Source organism: Fructilactobacillus fructivorans, assembly GCF_001434095.1.
GTDB lineage: Bacteria > Bacillota > Bacilli > Lactobacillales > Lactobacillaceae > Fructilactobacillus > Fructilactobacillus fructivorans.
This window is the reverse complement of record NZ_AZDS01000001.1, coordinates 145657-162898: the sequence shown is the minus strand read 5'-3', so window position 1 is coordinate 162898 and position 17242 is coordinate 145657. Positions and strand designations below refer to the sequence as shown.

Below are 17242 nucleotides of genomic sequence, written 5' to 3'. Positions count from 1 at the left end.
TCACATGATTTCCGCAAAAGCACCAGGCAAACTATATATAGCTGGTGAATATGCTGTAGTTGAAACTGGACATCCCGCAATCATCGCAGCGTGCGATCGTTTTGTCAGAGTTAGCATTAAAGAAAGTTCAGACTTTGGAAGTATCTATTCCAAGCAATATGATGAAAATATGTTGCACTGGAAACGATTAGGTCATCGAATGGTTTTTGATAATCGTGATAACCCCTTTCAATACATCATTTCAGCTATTAAAGTTACCGAAGAATACGTTGAAACACTAAACAAAAATTTAAAAACCTACGACATCATCGTAAATAGTGAACTAAATAGTTCTGATGGTCGCAAATATGGATTGGGATCATCAGCGGCCGTAACCGTTGCTACGGTAAAAGCTCTCTGTGAATTCTATGATATTGATCTTACAACCATGCAGTTGTTTAAACTAGCAGCCATTGCTCACTTTGAAGTTCAAGGAAATGGTTCTTTAGGCGATGTGGCTGCCAGTGTCTTTGGTGGATGGATCGCATATCATTCTTTTGACCGTCAATGGCTCGCTAATGCCCGTCAAGATGTTGATTTAGTAGAACTAATCAACTTAAAGTGGCCTAATCTAAAAATTATTCCCCTCACTGCACCGTCTAATTTGCAGCTATTAATTGGATGGTCTGGCTGTCCCGCGTCCACTTCAAATTTAGTTGATCGCGTCGAACTCAAAAAGGCCCGAAATTCAGAACTCTATACCGATTTTCTTCGTCTAAGTAAAGAATGTGTTCTAAAAATTGTTAAGGGCTTTAAATCATCAGACCTTAAGATGATTCAAAAGAACATTGAAATTAACCGAACCCTTCTTTTAAAGTTGGGCGAATTTGCCAACGTTGAAATTGAAACTCCCAAGCTCAAAGAACTAATCGATATCGCAGATCATTTTGGTGGGGCAGCAAAAGCATCAGGAGCTGGCGGTGGTGATTGTGGAATTGTCATCATTGATAAAGACGACAATATTGAGGACCTCATTCGTGACTGGAACAAGCACGGCATTAAGTTACTCGACCTTAAAATTCACAATAATTAGGAGAAAACAATGACTAGTCAACAGTCGCATCGAAAAGATGAACACGTATCCATTGCCAAAAAGTTTCACCACTCAAATTCTTTAGCAGGATTTGACCAAGTGCACTTCATCCCAGTCACCTTCCCTGAAATGGCGATCGATGATGTTGATATTTCTACCACCGTGGGAGATTTGTCACTCTCAATTCCCTTTTACATTGAAGCGATGACCGGTGGAAGTGAATATACCAAAAAGCTTAATTCTAAGCTGGCATCTATTTCCAAAAAATGTGGGATTGCAATGGCATCTGGATCTGAAAGTGTGGCTCTAAGAGAACCACAACTAACCGAAACGTTTTCAATCATTCGCAAACAAAATCCCCAAGGATTAATTTTTGCTAATATTGGTGCGGATGCGAGTGTGAGCCAAGCTCAAAGGGCAATTAACATTCTGCACGCAGATGCATTAGAAATTCACGTTAATTCGGTGCAAGAACTGATTATGCCTGAAGGATCCAGGTCGTTTAACTGGCTCACTCACCTATCTGACATTAAGAAGCAAATCTCAATTCCAGTCATTATTAAGGAAGTTGGCTTTGGCATGAGTTCGACTACCATTCATTCATTATATAATCTAGGAATCAGATATATTAACGTTGGTGGTCGTGGTGGAACTAACTTCGCTCAAATTGAAAACTTTCGACGTCATAAAAAAGAAATGGACTATTTTAATGATTGGGGATTAACAACGGTCGAGTCACTCTTCGAAGCCCAAAAAGTACCAAAGATGAATATCATTGCTACTGGTGGGATCACTAATCCAATGGAGATCGTCAAATCACTATATTTAGGTGCTGATGCAGTGGGAATTGCTAGCCAAATCCTGGTTAAACTAATTAATGACGGTGAAGATGCCACGATTGAAATGATCAACGACTGGGTCACCGGAATTAAAACAATCCTAACGGCATTAGGTGCTCACAACATCAACGAATTAAGAAAACGAGAATCAGTTAATAGCCCAGAATTACAAAATTACTTAAAACAACGAAAATAAAAACTACCCAAGATTGGGTAGTTTTTTTAAACTTTAAATCTTAATCCTTTGGGGAAAAAATTCTTTAATGTTCCATTGACAACTTTTCCAAAGCCAACGTTCATTGAACGACACTGAATCAAGTACCATCCCTTCTTGAGTTTCGCATCAACCGTAATGGTATCTCCATGAACATACCTATCCCATTGATTATCATTAATTTCAATTACATTTTTAACATCATGAGGATTAATTGCAAGTGCCAAAGCATACGCAGGCTCAATTCGATTTTTCTTGATCATTCCAAGGGGTGTCCCAGGACGCATAACCTTTAATCCATTAAGATTAGGGATCTCAGGATTAAATGAGTAGAGCATTTTCCCAAATTCTAATAAGTGATGAGGATAAAAATCATTTTGAAAATTACGTCTACAAAATTCTTTCCATTCTCGCCGGACTTCGGTTGATGCATTTCCGGTTTGATGTTTAATCTTTTTCGACTTCCCACTACTTAGACTCTGAAGCTTGGCAATAAAATGTCCGTCACCTTTAAAGAGATGAGGAAATAATCGAATGGTATTTTCTAATGCTTCATTCCCATCAGCCCATTCTGGCTTTCCCGAAACCATTCCATCATATTTTTTAATAGGTAAAGTCTTAAAGTCATAGTTATCTAAGATCCACGCAATAATTTGCTCATCTTCCTCGGGTGCAAAGGTGCAGGTCGAATATATTAGTTGACCCCCTGGTTTCAACATCTTAATTGCTTCAGCAACGATTTCTTTCTGCCTTATGGCACATTCACGTGGATAATCTTTTGACCAATACTTAGTGGCTTCATGATTTTTTCTGAACATTCCTTCACCAGAACACGGCGCATCAATCAAAATCTTATCAAAGTACCTGGGAAAATGTTTCGAAAGCATCTTTGGGTCTTCGTTTAAAATTAATGGATCAAAAACTCCAAATCGCTCTAAATTCTCAACTAATACTTTAGCTCGACCACGTTCAATTTCATTTGAAACAAGTAATCCTTTGTTTTGCATTAACCCTGCTAAATGAGTTGATTTGCCACCTGGAGCAGCACATAAATCTAAAACCCTATCACCAGGAGTGGGATTAACCACCTCAGCAACGTACATAGCAGACGGCTCTTGACTATAGACATAACCACTTTGATGCTCAACTGTCTTTCCACTTACCTTGCCATAATAACCATTTTCCGTATAAGCAATTGGGCGTGATCGATCTAAATGAACGTCTGCTCTGGGTTTTAACGGATTGGTCCGAAAGGCATTATAAGAATCATCGTCAAACGAATCAATAAAGGATTGATAATCGTCCCCTAAAAGATCATTATATTTACTTTTAAAATCTTCCGGTAATTGCATAATTAAATTCCCTATTCTTTAAATTTCCTAGCAGCTTGAACTGCCATTTTCCACCCACGATATAATTCAACACGCTTCCCTTGATCCATCTGTGGTTCAAAAAAGGTTCCTACGTGTTTAGTTGCTTTAATTTCATCAATACTTTTCCAAAAGCCAACCGCTAATCCAGCTAAATATGTGGCTCCCTGAGCCGTTGTTTCTGAAATTAACGATCGCTCAATTTGATCATTTAAAATGTTAGCTTGAAACTGCATTAAATAATTATTTTGAGCAGCTCCACCGTCAACCACTAATGATTTAATTGGAATTTTAGTCTCAGCTACCATGGTATCTAAAACATCTTTCGTTTGAAAACCAAGCGATTCAATCGTAGCTCGAACAATCTGATTATTAGTGGTAGTTGAGGTCAAGCCAAAAATAGAACCCCTAGTTTCCTGATCCCAGTATGGCGCTCCTAAACCAGTAAAGGCAGGCACGACGTAAACTCCGTTATTAGTCTGGGCATCAAATGCCATTCTTGCAGATGCTTTAGCTGAACTAATCAATCCCATTTCATCCCTTAACCACTGAATGGCCGAACCTGCAACAAAGATACTACCTTCTAGGGCATATTTCACCTTACCATTAATCCCATAAGCGATAGTGGTAAGGAGCCCATTGGAAGAAAACTTTGGTGATTTACCGGTATTCATCATAATAAAAGCACCAGTTCCATACGTATTTTTGGTCATCCCAGACTCTAAAGCTAATTGACCAAACAACGAAGCTTGCTGATCACCGGCAATCCCAGCAATGGGGATCTGGACACCTAGAAATGAATAACCCTTGGTGTAGCCAAACAAATGTGATGATGACTCAACTCTTGGCAACATGGATTTGGGGATGTTAAGAATCTTAAGTAATTCATCATCCCACTTCAGGGAATTAATATTAAAAATCATGGTCCGACTAGCATTAGTGTAATCCGTAGCGTGCACCGTTCCACCGGTTAATTTCCATAAAAGCCACGAATCAATGGTCCCAAACAACAGCTCCCCATTTTCGGCACGTTTTTGAGCATCTTTAACATGATCTAAAATCCACCTAATCTTGGTTCCCGAAAAATATGAATCAACAATTAAACCAGTTTTTTGATGAATAAGATCAGCATAACCATCAGCTTTTAATCGATCCGCAAGTTGATTAGTTTGTTTTGATTGCCAAACAATTGCATTATAGATCGGCTTGCCACTTCGTTTATCCCACACTACAGTCGTCTCACGTTGATTGGTAATACCAATACTTCGCACTTTGTATGGTGGAATCCCAGAATTAATCAACACTTCTGAAATAACCGATTCAACCGCATTCCAAATCTCAATTGGGTCTTGCTCGACCCACCCTGGCTGTGGAAAATATTGCTTAAATTCTTTTTGAGCTTTCGCCACGATTTGTCCATCATGGCCAAACAAGATAGCTCGAGCCGAGGTCGTACCTTCATCAATTGACATTATGTACTGTTTGTTACTAATATTTTACCCTCGTTCTTCTTTTAAAACCTATAATATAATTATACATTAAGTATTTTCTCACACCAAACGTCAAATTATAACTACGTAAGGCAATATGGTAGGATAATCATATGTGATTTAATAGGAGGCAATTGAAATGATACATTTTAACGAATATTCAGCATGTACCAGCATTTTAGTTGGTAAAAATGCCACGGTCGATGGAAGCACTTTAATTGGTCGAAATGAGGATGCCAAAGCATCCTGGCCAAAACGCTTTGTGGTTCATGAACACCATGAATATCGTGATAACCAAGAATTCAAATCCACTGATAACGGTTTTAAGATGCCATTACCAAAGGTTAGAGGAAAGTACACCGCAACGCCAGAATGGACTGACAAAGAAGGTTTATTCGAAGAAGATGGAATTAATGAATATGGCGTTGCAATGAGTGCCACCGAGAGCACCTATGCTAACCCACGTGTTTTGGGTTATGATCCACTTGTAAAAAACGGAATTGGTGAAGAAGCCATGGTCACCGTTGTTCTTCCTTATGTACATTCGGCTCGAGAAGCAGTAAGTCGTTTGGGTAATATCATTGAAAAATACGGTGCTAGCGAAAACAATGGGGTCCTTTTTTCTGATAAAGATGAAGTTTGGTATTTAGAAATCGGATCTGGGCATCAATGGGTTGCCGAACGAATTCCGGATGACCATTATGCGGTGGTTGCTAATCAAATGGCAATTGAAGAAGTAGATTTTAATAATGACGATTACTTCATGTGGTCCCCTCAAATTTACGATTTTGTCTCATCTAATCGATTAAATCCAGATCGTTCTGGCTTTAATTTCCGTCACATTTTTGGGACTCATGATCTTTCTGATACCTACTACAACACTCCACGTGTCTGGTACGGGCAAAGAATGTTTAACCCTGCTGTTAAACAAGATCCTACGTCTCAGAACATGCCCTTTACTAGAAAAAGCGAAACCTTAATTTCAGAATTAGATGCCCAAAACCTTCTTAGTTCACACTATCAAGGAACCCAATTCGATCCACTCGGTGCTGGCGACGAAGCTGATCGGACTAAATTTCGTCCGGTTAGCCTCGCTAAGACCCAGGAATCACACGTCCTTCAAATTAAACCAAATCTGCCAATTGAAATCGGTGGTATCCACTGGTTAGCAATGGGAGTAGCAGCACAAAGTACTTATGTCCCATTTCTTGAGGGAATCACTGATACTCCAGAAGCTTACAAGTATCATGTTAAAAGAGATTTTGATCCCAAATCAGCTTACTGGATTTTCAAACTAGTAGGCATTTTAGTTGATCCCCATTATCTTGAATTTGGTGACAAGTTGAAGGAAGTGCAACAAACTCTAATTGAACAATACGAGCAAATTCTGAAACAAACTGACACAGAAGCAAGTGGTTTAAATTCTTCTGAATTAAGTCAGTTAGCTAATGAAGCTAGTACCAAATCGGCTAAACTAGCAATGCGCAGTTTCAAAAACCTTGGTCAAGATCTAATTACTAATTCAACCGACTTCTCCCCTCTAAACTATCATCAGGATTTAAATCTGTAGTAAAATAGAGTATACTTAATTAGTATTTTCATAAATTAGATCAAGGAGAGTGACTTTATGTCTAAAGGGAAAAAGCAGAATAAATTAGGCTTGATGTCTTTAGTTTTAATGATACTCACTGCGATATTTGGCTTCGGTAATACGACTGTAGCTTATGATCAAATGGGCTATGCCAGTATTATCTGGTACATATTTGGAGCACTAGTATTTTTCTTACCAGTTTCATTAATGTTTGCCGAGTACGGTTCCACTTTCAGTAGTGCTAAAGGTGGAATTTATTCCTGGTTGAAGGAATCAATTGGTGAACGTTTAGCTTTTATTGGAACTTTTATTTGGTTATCATCATGGATTATTTGGATGATTTCCACTTCATCTAAAGTTTGGATTCCATTTTCTAACATTATCTTTGGAACCGACAAAACCCAAACTTGGCATTTATTTGGAATCTTTACCCCAATGCAAACCATTGGAATTCTAGGAATGGCTTGGATTTTGATCATTACCCTTTGTGCTACTCATGGGTTTGATTCAATTGCTAAGATTGCCAATATTGGTGGGGTTTTATCAATTGCCCTCCCGTTGATCTTTGCAATTCTATCCGTGATTGTCTGGGTTCTAAATAAAGGACAATTAGCTGAACCAGTTAATGGTGCAAAGAGTTTTATTCAATCCCCTAACCCATTATTTGTAACGCCGATTGCCATCATGTCATTCGTTGTTTATGCAATCTTTGCTTACGGTGGAATGGAGTCAATTGGTGGAGTCGTTGATAAGGTTAAAAATCCCACTAAAACTTTCCCACGTGGAGTGATTATTGCCGCTATTATCATGGCTGTCATCTACTCTGGCTCAATCTTCTTAGTCGGCATTACAGCTAACTGGCATTCAGTCGTTGGAAAAAGTTCAGTTAATTTAGGAAACATTACCTATGTCTTAATGAATAACCTTGGTTATGTTTTCGCTAAAACATTCGGATTTTCTGCCGGATCGGCTATGGAATTTGGTCGTTTCATGGCTCGAGTTGCTGGTTTAGGAATGTTTATTCCGTACTTAGGTTCTTTCTTTGTCCTCATTTACTCACCAATTAAGTCCTTCATTGAGGGATCTAATCCTGATTTATGGCCAAAGAAAGTTGTTCAACTAAACAAACATGGGATGCCAGGTTTTGCAATGTGGATTCAAGCCTTTGTCGTGGTGGCCGTTATCTTTGTAATTTCATTCAGTGGAAATAATGCACAACAGTTTTACTTAATTTTGACCGACATGGCTAATATCTCAACTACCTTCCCATACTTGTTCCTAGTTGGTGCTTTCCCATTCTTTAAGAAACTAAAGAACGTTCCACGTCCATTTGTTTTCTATAAGAATCGAATTATTACTAATATCATGGTTGCCATCATTCTAATCGTCTTAGTATTAGGGATTGGCTTTACAGCCGTTCAGCCAATCTTGATTCACGATTACACTACGGCCTTTTGGACCATTGCTGGACCAATTGCATTTGCACTCGTTGGCTGGATCATGTATGAGTATAATAGTCGTCATAGTAAGAAAGTTGCTAAAAAACAATAATAGATAACAAAAAAAGAGTTCGCAATGCGAACTCTTTTTTTGTTTAAAATTAATGTTTACGACTTGCTTCTTTAATACGAGCAGCCTTACCAGAACGGTCACGCAAGTAGTATAACTTAGCACGGCGAACGGCACCATGTCTAACAACATCGATCTTAGCAACTCGAGGTGAATGTAATGGGAAGATTCTTTCAACCCCAACACCACTGGCAATTCTTCTTACGGTGTACGTAGCTTGAATGCCTGAACCGTGACGTTTAATTACGACACCAGTAAATCTCTGAATTCGTTCGTTACTACCTTCGACAACCTTTACGGAAACCGTTACAGTATCACCAACACGAAATTCAGGAATATCTGAACGCAGTTGATCACTATTAATCTTATCAATCAAATTGTTTTGACGCATAATCATTTCTCCTAACTAGCATTCTTATCTTCTCGACAGCGGAGTACCGTTTTATTTAGTCATCAGACCACTTAAAATTATAACACATTGATAATTAAACTCAATACCTATTTCTTTTCTTCTTCAATCTTAACGTCCGCTAGTAATTCTTTTTGTTTCTTAGAAAGCTTATCATAATCAATTAAATCAGGTCGGCGTAAGTACGTTTTTCGTAAAGATTCCTTTTGACGCCAGTCAGCAATTTTTTGATGATCACCACTCGTCAAAACTGGTGGAACCTTTGATCCTCTGAAATCGGCCGGTCGCGTATATTGGGGATATTCTAGTAATCCCGTGGAAAAAGAATCATCAGGAGCAGATTCCTGATTTCCGAGGACTCCCTTAATCAATCTTACAGTAGCATCAATCATTACTAAGGCGGGTAATTCACCACCCGTTAAAACAAAATCCCCAATTGAATACTCATCCGTCACAACTGATTTAATTCGTTCATCAAATCCTTCATAGTGACCACACAAAAAGGTCAAATGATCTTCTTTAGCCAAATCAACTGCATCTGATTCTTCAAACCTCTTTCCAGCTGGATCGGTTAAAATTACCCGTCCAGTTGGATAACCCTGCTCTACTGAAACTTGTTGGGTATGAGCAAAAGCGTCTAGCATGGGTTGCGGTTTGAGTAACATCCCGGCTCCCCCACCAAACGGTGTATCATCAACATTATGATGTTTGTTAGTAGAAAAGTCCCGAAAATTAGTAATATCAATGTTTACAATTTTATTTTCGACTGCCTTTCCAATAATTGATTCACTCAATGGTCCCTTCAAGATCTCTGGAAAAAGACTTAATATATCGATCTTCATCTTTATTCCATTCCTTCCATTAATTCCACAATCACTTTATGATTAGGAATATCAACTTTCTTTACGACTGAATCAATCTTTGGTAACAAAAGGTCATCCTTGTCTTTTCGATCAACTACCCAAACATCATTTGCTGGCATATCCATAATGTCTTTGATAACACCAACTTGATTACCGCTTTCATCGACAACGTCTAATCCGATGATTTGCTGATAAAAATACTCACCAGGTTTTAAATCAGAGGTCTTTCTTTGGTTAGCATCAATTTTAAGTATTGCAGGTTTTAAGTATTCAACATCATTAATGGAATCTCGGCCTTTAAAGTGCAACAGAATAAATCCCTTATGATTCCTTACACCATCAATTTCAAGTTCTTCCATGTTACCATTTTTCGGAAAAGCAAAAACATGGTTACCTACCTTAAAACGCTCATCGATAAAATCAGTATTGGGTTGTACTCGTACTTCACCCTTGATGCCTTGAGTGTTAACAAGTTGACCAATTTCTAAGTATTCCATAATTCACCTATTTCTATAAAAAAACTCTTAAATAAAAACGAGTTTTATCTAAGAGTTAGTCTTTGCCATCATCAATAACGAGTTTAATTCGTTTTCCATCATTAACGTGCACACTATAAATTATTGTTCGAATGGTCTGAGCTACACGACCCTTTTTACCAATAATTCGGCCCACATCATTGGGATTGGTTGACAGTATATATTCGCTAAACTGATCAGTATCTTGATGAGAAATACTAATATCATCAGGATATTTAACTAATGGTTTAACGATTGTTTTAATTAAATTATCAAAATTAACCATGGTCAATCACTTATTTCTTAGCTGCTAATTTAGCATCATGTAATTGTTTCATAAGACCTGCATCTGACAAGATATTACGAACAGTATCAGAAGGCTTAGCACCTTTTTCTAACCAGTCCATGATTGATTCTTCTTTTAATGTTACTTGGTCGGGTTCAGTTAATGGATTGTAAGTACCAACGTTTTCAATAAAACGACCATCACGAGGACTACGTGAGTCTGCAACCACAATACGGTAAAATGGACGCTTCTTTGAACCCATTCTTCTTAATCTAATTTTTAATGACATAAATACACCTCCTATTAATTATCTTAACAATTACTAATATTAACAATAATTATTAATGATGTAAAGGTTTTTTTCTTTACAGCGCCAAATTAATGACGTTTCTTGTTTTTACGTCTTTTCTTCTTATTTTTCTTGATCTTTCTACCCATTCGCTTCATGGCAAGATTAGATAATTTTCCAGTCATTCCGCCACCCATTCCGGCAGAATTCATCATATTAGATAATCCAGACATATTTCCATTTGAAACCTTATTCATCATTTTCTTCATTTGATCGAACTGTTTTATAAGTCGATTAACTTGTTGAATAGGCTGAGCAGAACCACGGGCAATACGACGTCGTCGCGAAGGATTTAAGACATCTGGATTGGAACGTTCTTCACTAGTCATCGAGTAAATAATCGCTTTAATATGATCAAGATCTTTAGGATTAACATTTAAGTTCTTTAAAGCCGGGTTATTTGCCATTCCTGGAATCATTTTGACTAGATCTTGAATGGGACCCATCTTTTGGATTTGTTCCAATTGATCAATGAAATCGTCGAAATCAAAAGAATTCTCTTTAATTTTTTCAGTTAATTCTTTAGCTTGATTTTCGTCATATTCTTTTTGAGTTTTTTCGATGAAGGAAAGCATATCCCCCATCCCCAAAATTCGCGAAGCCATTCGATCTGGATGAAAGACATCCAAGTCATCTAGCTTTTCACCTTGACCAACAAACATAATGGGCTTATCGGTAACAGCTCGAATTGATAAAGCAGCACCACCACGAGTATCACCATCTAATTTGGTTAGAATAACACCAGTAATATCCAAAGCATCATTAAAACCAACCGCGGTATCAACCGCGTTTTGACCGGTCATCGCATCCACAACCAAAAGGATATCATTAGGGTTGGCAACTTTTTTGATGTTCTTCAACTCGTCCATTAAATTCTCATCAATTTGAAGACGTCCAGCAGTATCGATTAAAACATAATCGTTATTGTTTTTGTCGGCTTCCTTTAATCCATCTTGAACAATTTGAACTGGATCAACATCGGTTCCCTCTTGAAATACCGGAACACCTACTTGTTCTCCAACTTTTTCTAATTGTTCAATCGCAGCTGGCCGATAAACATCAGCTGCAATCATCAATGGACGAGCATGGTCATCAGTTTTAAGCTTTTTTGCAAGCTTACCAGCCGATGTCGTTTTACCTGCCCCTTGTAGTCCAACCATCATAATAACGGTTGGAATTTTATCCGACTTAACTAGGGGGGTGGCCGACTTTCCCATCATATTAGTTAACTCATCGTTAACAATTTTAACAATTTGCTGAGCAGGATTTAATCCTTCCAGAACGTCAGCTCCCTTAGCCTTTTCTTGAACTGTTTTAACAAATTGCCGAACCACTTTAAAGTTAACATCAGCCTCAAGTAAAGCCAGTCGGATTTCACGCATGGTTTCACGTAAATCAGACTCACTAATTTTGCCCTTTCCTCTTAAGTTTTTAAAAGCTTTCTGTAATCGATCGGTTAAACCTTCAAAAGCCATTTTTTCACCCCTAATTTTCTTCCGTAATTTCTAAGTGATCCACTAATTCATTTAGTTCCGTATCATTTGGATAATTTTTTCTTACATAATCTCTGATTTCATCGGTTTGCTGATTGCGTAATACAAATAACTGGTACAAATGCATTTTACTTTCGTAATCTTCTAAAATTTGTTCCGTTCTCTTAATATTATCATAAACTGCCTGACGACTAATATCGAAGTTTTCGGAAATTTCACCTAATGAAAAATCATCGGCATAATACTCTTGAATGTATTCAGCTTGCTTTTTAGTTAATAATTCGCCATAAAAATCGTACAAAGCATTAATTCGATTATTCTTTTTAATGTCCATTGCATTCACCACTAATTATTTTGAATTAATCCCTTAAATAACCCATCAATAAAGTTCTTAGAATCAAATGGGCGTAAATCGTTAACCGTTTCCCCGAGTCCAACAAACTTGACGGGGATGTTGAGCTTATTCTTAATCGCAATCACGATCCCACCCTTAGCGGTTCCATCAAGTTTAGTCAAAACGATTCCTGTAATATCAGTAATTTCATTAAACATCTTAGCTTGATTTAATGCATTCTGTCCGGTTGTCGCATCAATTACTAATAGAACTTCTTGAGGAGCAGCCGGAATTTCTCGTTTAATGACTTTATTAATTTTAGCCAGCTCATTCATCAAATTAACCTTGTTTTGTAATCTACCGGCTGTGTCCACAAATAAAACATCATAGTTTTCTTTCTTAGCTTTATCGACAGCTTCAAAAACAACCGATGCCGGATCACTCCCAGCTTCTTTCTTGACGATGTCAACGCCATCTCTTTTGGCCCATTCATCTAATTGTTCAATCGCACCAGCCCGAAAAGTATCAGCAGCAGCCATAAGAACCTTTTTACCTTGTTGCTTGTAGTTATTAGCCATCTTACCAATGGTAGTAGTCTTGCCGACCCCATTAACACCTACAAACAAAATAACCGTTGGACCGTCCTTTGAGAGTTGAATGGCATTATCTTTGTCACTTGGGGCATCATACAAATCAATCATCTTTTGAACGATTAAATTTTGAACATCTTTGGGTTTTTTAGCGTTTTTTAGTTTAACTTCTTCTTTTAATTCATCGGTTAATTGAATGGCCGTTTCAAATCCAACGTCTGATTCAACCAAAGTATCCTCTAAATCATCAAAAAAGTTATCATCAACCGAACGAAAATTTGCAAATAAAGCATTTAACTTTTGTCCAAATGAAGAACGAGATTTTGCCAAACCATGTTCATAAGCTTTCTCATTAGACTCCGGTTTTGGTTCGTCATCATTCTCTTCTGTTCTTTGATCTTCATTTTGCGATTTATCTTCAGAAGGAACCGTTTGTTTTGTCTCAGCTTGTTTATCTTCTGTCTCTTCAGAGACCTTGGCTGCCCGATTCTTTTCATCGTAGTGAGCTTCTGAATTCTCTTCTGTTTTAGATTTAGTTAACTCATCGGCTGATTTTGGCTCATTTTTACTCTGCTCATCTGATTTTAATTTCTCATCTTTCTGTTTTAATTCAGAATTATTATCTTCCTTTTTTCCATGATCCTCTTGTTGGTTCTGTTTCTTTGCTTTTTCTTCGGAATCTTTCTTTTTGCTTTTGAAAATATCAAATAAACCCATTATTTTTCTCCTAGCTTCTTGGACTCATCCAAATTTACTGACACAACTTTTGATACTCCAGAATCTTGCATTGTTACTCCATACAAATAATCAGCATAGACCATCGTTTCTTTTCGATGCGTAATTACTATGAACTGCGTCTTATCCTTTAAGCTCTGAATATACCGCGCAAACCGATCCACATTTGCAGGATCAAGGGCTGATTCAGCTTCATCAAGTATAACGAACGGAACTGGTTTCACCTCTAAGACCGAAAAAAGCAATGCCAGTGCGGTCAAAGCTTTTTCACCACCGGATAGGAGATTTAAGTTGCGATATCTTTTACCTGGTGGCTTTACTAAAATATCAATCCCCGTTGTTAACAAGTGATGCGGATCGTCCATCTTTAAGCGGGCTTCACCACCACCAAAAATGTTCCGAAAAATACGACTAAATGCAGTTGCAATTTTATCATAAGTCTCATTAAATTTAACTTTTACCGTTTGATCCATCTGATTCATGATTTTAACCAATTGTTTCTTAGAATCAATCAAATCTTCTAATTGATGATTCATAAAATCATACCGTTCCTTGATCTCTGAGTAATCATCAATCGAATTAATATTAATTGGACCCAAGCTATCAATCTTCAGTTGATAATCTTGAATTAATGAATTGATTTTGTCTAAGTTAAAGTCAACTGGCTCTATTGATCGGTCTTCATTAAACGATGTTTGGAGACGCTGACGTTCTGAAATAAGGTTATTCTCAACTACTTTTAACCTTGCTTTTAATTTTTGAATCACTTGTGTTTGAGAAATTAAACGATCTTGCCCTTGATTAATCTGACGTTCGTCATTTTGATCATCTTGACTGGCATCATTTACATGATGATTAAGGTTGGTAAGTCGCACTTTGATTTCATCAATCTGCTTTTTTAAAGCCAAAACATCTACCTGAGTGACGTCATCATCTTGTTTCATTGATTGATTCAAGGCTTTCATGTTACTCGTTAATTTGCTCAGTTGGTTCTTTAAACTATTTCTTTGATCTATCAGTGAATTTTTTGTTTTCTCAAGTTGCTTATTTTGCTCTTTTGCAAGGATTAAACGTTCTTTTATGTCTGAAATCAATGAACTATTTTTACTAACTTCACCATTTAGCTGTTTAATTTCGTTTTTAACCAATGTGTTTTTAGTTTGATTTTGTTTAATTTTAAGTTTTAAACCATCAATCTTTTGAGAAACGTCTGATTCATTATCACCGTAATCACTAAACGCATTTTTTAACTGTAAACGAAATGCATCGGCATCTCGCTGCGTTTCCTTTAAGCTCTTTTGACTAGCGTTAATATCCCTTTGTTTAACCTTAATTTTACTCTTGATTTCACTTAATTCCTGATACATCTGATCATGTTGAAGTTGTAGATCCTTTTGCTGCCCTTGGGCACGCTTAATGGCTTTCTCTCCAGCATTCATTTTTTGATCCATCTGGTCAACCTGAAGGTTTAATTGGGTCAACTTTTCTTTTTGACTCAGCAATCCATTAGCTTGATTTCGGTTAGAACCGCCAGTTATTGAACCCCCAGCATTAATGATTTCACCATTCAATGTCACAATCTGATTTCTATGATTAATTGCTTTACTAATGCCATTAGCAGCTTTTAAATCGTTAGCAATAATAATTCCACCAAGGAGATGATTCTTAACTCTCGTCATTTCGGATGGCATCTTAACCAGATCAGCGGCAACTCCAACAAAACCATCCATTTGACTCACATTATTTAAAATATTTACCGTTAAATAACGTTCATTAACAGCATTCATTGGTAAAAAAGTTACCCTACCGAGTTTATTTTTATTTAGATACTTAATAGCATCCCTCGCATCATGGACGTTTCTAGTAATTACCTGCTGAATTCTACTTCCTAAAGCTGTCTCAATTGCAAAGACATACTTATCAGGTACTTCGATAAAATCACTGACAGTTCCTCTAATCCCAGGCAGATCTTGCTTCTCTTTTAATAAGTTACGGGTTCCACGATAGAGTGAATTATGATTTTCTAACATTGATTTAATGCTATCACGTTCGGTTTTGGTTTCCTGAAAGACTCGAAGTGCCCCATACCATCTTTTACGCATTTCTGCTGTTTCTTTATTTGAACTAGCAAGGAGACCATTAACTTGCTCAAGTTTACTTGCAATTCTTTTTTGATCATCGGTAAGATCTAAGAATTCTTGCTTTGAAACGTCTAACTGTTGTCTTAATTGACTCGCTTGTTTATCAAGAGCAACAATTCTTTGTTCCTTTTCCTGTGATGCATTGTCACTACGTTTTGATAACTTCTGCATCAGTTTAAGATCATTTTTAGCTTCAACTAATGACTGCATCAAATCTATGTAATCATTTCTAATATCTTCTAACTCTGCTTGCTTTGCTACTAAACGTTCCTTAAAATGAGCAACTTTAGATTCCCTAATTTCTTGATTAAGTTTAGAAATAATGGTTCTTTTTTCATTAATTTGACTCTGATTATCATTAATATTTTGAACCACATCATCCAATTTGATTCGAAGTTCTTTTAATTCTTTCTTCAAATCAACATTTTTTTGTTGGTTAAATTCACGTCGTTGTTTAGATAACTTTTGTGCGCTACTAGCTGATTCAAGCTTCTTAGTATTATTTAATAGTTGATTTTGAAGGCTTTCACGCTCGCGTGATAACTCATTAATTTTTAAAGTTAACTTCCGCTTATGGCTTTGAATTGAATTAACTTTGGCTTTTAATTTATTGTAATCAATTTGCTGTTGCTTAAGTTTAAAATTTAGACTCGAGCGACTATCTTCATGCTGTTTAATTTGAACTGTTAGCAGTGAATACTCCAAGCGATCCAAATACTTCTTTTTAGACAAATACAGCGAAGCATTTTCGCTTTGCTGTTTTAATGGCCCCATCTGTTTATCTAATTCCTTAATAATATCTGAAATCCGGTCAAGATTTCCCTGAGTATCTGCTAATTTTTGTTGGGTTTCATTCTTCTGTTTCTTGTATCGATAAACTCCAGCTGCCGTTTCAATAATTGAACGCCGCTTTTCAGCATCATCATTTAAAATCTCATCTACGTTCCCCTGCGAAATAATCGAAAGGGAGCCTTCACCTAGACCTGTGTCCATAAAAAGATTGTTAATGTCTTTAAGTCGACATTCTTTATCATTAATTGAATAAGAACTCTCACCGTTACGATAAACTTTACGGGTAATTTTTATTTCAGTAAAATCTGAGTCTAAAAAATGATCTGAATTATCAAAATCAATGCTAACTTCCGCACGATTAAGAGCTCTGCGCCCTTTGGACCCAGAGAAAATCACGTCTAACATCTTTTTACCACGTAAGGTTTTGGCGGATTGTTCACCTAATACCCAGCGAATTGCTTCAATAACGTTGCTTTTCCCGCTACCATTGGGTCCAACAATTCCTGTCAATCCGTCCTGAAAGTCAATTGTGGTTTTATCTGCGAAGGATTTAAACCCCGCAATCTCAATTGATTTTAACTTCACCTTAA

The 17242-nt window shown here is 37.0% G+C and carries 15 protein-coding genes; 4 read left to right on the top strand and 11 right to left on the bottom strand.

All coding sequences use genetic code 11. The features are described 5' to 3' along the window. Positions 1–4 precede the first annotated feature (4 nt). Positions 5–1072 carry a phosphomevalonate kinase gene (locus tag FC73_RS00905; RefSeq protein WP_010021486.1) on the top strand — a complete coding sequence of 356 codons (1068 nt, stop codon included), beginning with the start codon at positions 5–7 and terminating at the stop codon, positions 1070–1072. A 9-nt stretch (positions 1073–1081) separates the two neighbouring features. Then, positions 1082–2107: a type 2 isopentenyl-diphosphate Delta-isomerase gene (gene fni / locus FC73_RS00900; protein WP_010021488.1), complete on the top strand. Its 1026-nt coding sequence runs from the start codon at positions 1082–1084 to the stop codon at positions 2105–2107. A 26-nt stretch (positions 2108–2133) separates the two neighbouring features. Here fni and FC73_RS00895 read toward each other — a convergent pair whose 3' ends face one another. Next, the gene (locus FC73_RS00895) at positions 2134–3477 is read right to left on the bottom strand and encodes an RsmF rRNA methyltransferase first C-terminal domain-containing protein (protein ID WP_010021490.1); all 1344 of its coding nucleotides are present in this window, start codon (positions 3475–3477) and stop codon (positions 2134–2136) included. Positions 3478–3488: 11 nt separating this feature from the next. Continuing rightward, a complete protein-coding gene (gene glpK / locus FC73_RS00890) occupies positions 3489–4988 on the bottom strand; it encodes a glycerol kinase GlpK (RefSeq protein ID WP_029327096.1) in 1500 nt (499 codons plus the stop codon). 136 nt (positions 4989–5124) lie between these two features. On the opposite strand from glpK, the gene FC73_RS00885 reads away from it, so the two are divergent. Together FC73_RS00885 and yjeM are read left to right on the top strand one after the other, a co-directional pair. After that, entirely contained in the window at positions 5125–6555 is a 1431-nt protein-coding gene (locus FC73_RS00885; protein ID WP_010021492.1) for a C69 family dipeptidase, read from the top strand. 57 nt (positions 6556–6612) lie between these two features. Beyond that, positions 6613–8127, top strand: a complete 1515-nt coding sequence (gene yjeM, locus FC73_RS00880; RefSeq protein WP_056936275.1) for a glutamate/gamma-aminobutyrate family transporter YjeM — start codon at positions 6613–6615, stop codon at positions 8125–8127. A gap of 49 nt (positions 8128–8176) precedes the next feature. Here yjeM and rplS read toward each other — a convergent pair whose 3' ends face one another. The 9 genes from rplS to smc all read right to left on the bottom strand — a co-directional run bounded on the left by rplS (position 8177) and on the right by smc (position 17237). Further along, complete coding sequence (rplS, locus tag FC73_RS00875) at positions 8177–8536, bottom strand: 50S ribosomal protein L19 (protein ID WP_010021494.1); 360 nt, start codon at positions 8534–8536, stop codon at positions 8177–8179. A gap of 107 nt (positions 8537–8643) precedes the next feature. Further along, a complete protein-coding gene (gene trmD, locus FC73_RS00870) occupies positions 8644–9396 on the bottom strand; it encodes a tRNA (guanosine(37)-N1)-methyltransferase TrmD (protein WP_010021495.1) in 753 nt (250 codons plus the stop codon). Positions 9397–9398: 2 nt separating this feature from the next. Then, positions 9399–9914: a ribosome maturation factor RimM gene (rimM, locus tag FC73_RS00865; RefSeq protein ID WP_010021496.1), complete on the bottom strand. Its 516-nt coding sequence runs from the start codon at positions 9912–9914 to the stop codon at positions 9399–9401. 55 nt (positions 9915–9969) lie between these two features. Beyond that, positions 9970–10218: a KH domain-containing protein gene (locus tag FC73_RS00860; RefSeq protein ID WP_010021498.1), complete on the bottom strand. Its 249-nt coding sequence runs from the start codon at positions 10216–10218 to the stop codon at positions 9970–9972. A gap of 10 nt (positions 10219–10228) precedes the next feature. After that, on the bottom strand, positions 10229–10507 hold the full coding sequence (gene rpsP, locus FC73_RS00855) for a 30S ribosomal protein S16 (RefSeq protein ID WP_010021500.1): 279 nt from the start codon (positions 10505–10507) through the stop codon (positions 10229–10231). 89 nt (positions 10508–10596) lie between these two features. After that, positions 10597–12042, bottom strand: coding sequence for a signal recognition particle protein (ffh, locus tag FC73_RS00850; RefSeq protein WP_010021501.1), 1446 nt, complete (start codon positions 12040–12042; stop codon positions 10597–10599). A 10-nt stretch (positions 12043–12052) separates the two neighbouring features. Further along, the gene (locus FC73_RS00845; protein WP_010021503.1) at positions 12053–12394 is read right to left on the bottom strand and encodes a putative DNA-binding protein; all 342 of its coding nucleotides are present in this window, start codon (positions 12392–12394) and stop codon (positions 12053–12055) included. Between the two features lie 11 nt (positions 12395–12405). Continuing rightward, positions 12406–13701 (bottom strand): signal recognition particle-docking protein FtsY, encoded by a 1296-nt coding sequence (ftsY, locus tag FC73_RS00840; RefSeq protein ID WP_010021504.1) that lies wholly within the window; start codon positions 13699–13701, stop codon positions 12406–12408. Further along, entirely contained in the window at positions 13701–17237 is a 3537-nt protein-coding gene (gene smc / locus FC73_RS00835; protein ID WP_010021505.1) for a chromosome segregation protein SMC, read from the bottom strand. Before smc ends, ftsY begins: the two co-directional genes overlap by 1 nt. Between the last annotated feature and the right edge of the window lie 5 nt (positions 17238–17242).

Excerpts from the sequence above, each read along its gene's own strand:
- rpsP (WP_010021500.1), bottom strand. The coding sequence starts at position 10,507 with ATGTCATTAAAAATTAGATTAAGAAGAATGGGTTCAAAGAAGCGTCCA.
- FC73_RS00895 (WP_010021490.1), bottom strand. The coding sequence starts at position 3,477 with ATGCAATTACCGGAAGATTTTAAAAGTAAATATAATGATCTTTTAGGG.
- FC73_RS00860 (WP_010021498.1), bottom strand. The coding sequence starts at position 10,218 with ATGGTTAATTTTGATAATTTAATTAAAACAATCGTTAAACCATTAGTT.
- ffh (WP_010021501.1), bottom strand. The coding sequence starts at position 12,042 with ATGGCTTTTGAAGGTTTAACCGATCGATTACAGAAAGCTTTTAAAAAC.
- rplS (WP_010021494.1), bottom strand. The coding sequence starts at position 8,536 with ATGCGTCAAAACAATTTGATTGATAAGATTAATAGTGATCAACTGCGT.
- FC73_RS00905 (WP_010021486.1), top strand. The coding sequence starts at position 5 with ATGATTTCCGCAAAAGCACCAGGCAAACTATATATAGCTGGTGAATAT.
- FC73_RS00885 (WP_010021492.1), top strand. The coding sequence starts at position 5,125 with ATGATACATTTTAACGAATATTCAGCATGTACCAGCATTTTAGTTGGT.
- trmD (WP_010021495.1), bottom strand. The coding sequence starts at position 9,396 with ATGAAGATCGATATATTAAGTCTTTTTCCAGAGATCTTGAAGGGACCA.
- ftsY (WP_010021504.1), bottom strand. The coding sequence starts at position 13,701 with ATGGGTTTATTTGATATTTTCAAAAGCAAAAAGAAAGATTCCGAAGAA.
- yjeM (WP_056936275.1), top strand. The coding sequence starts at position 6,613 with ATGTCTAAAGGGAAAAAGCAGAATAAATTAGGCTTGATGTCTTTAGTT.
- fni (WP_010021488.1), top strand. The coding sequence starts at position 1,082 with ATGACTAGTCAACAGTCGCATCGAAAAGATGAACACGTATCCATTGCC.
- rimM (WP_010021496.1), bottom strand. The coding sequence starts at position 9,914 with ATGGAATACTTAGAAATTGGTCAACTTGTTAACACTCAAGGCATCAAG.
- FC73_RS00845 (WP_010021503.1), bottom strand. The coding sequence starts at position 12,394 with ATGGACATTAAAAAGAATAATCGAATTAATGCTTTGTACGATTTTTAT.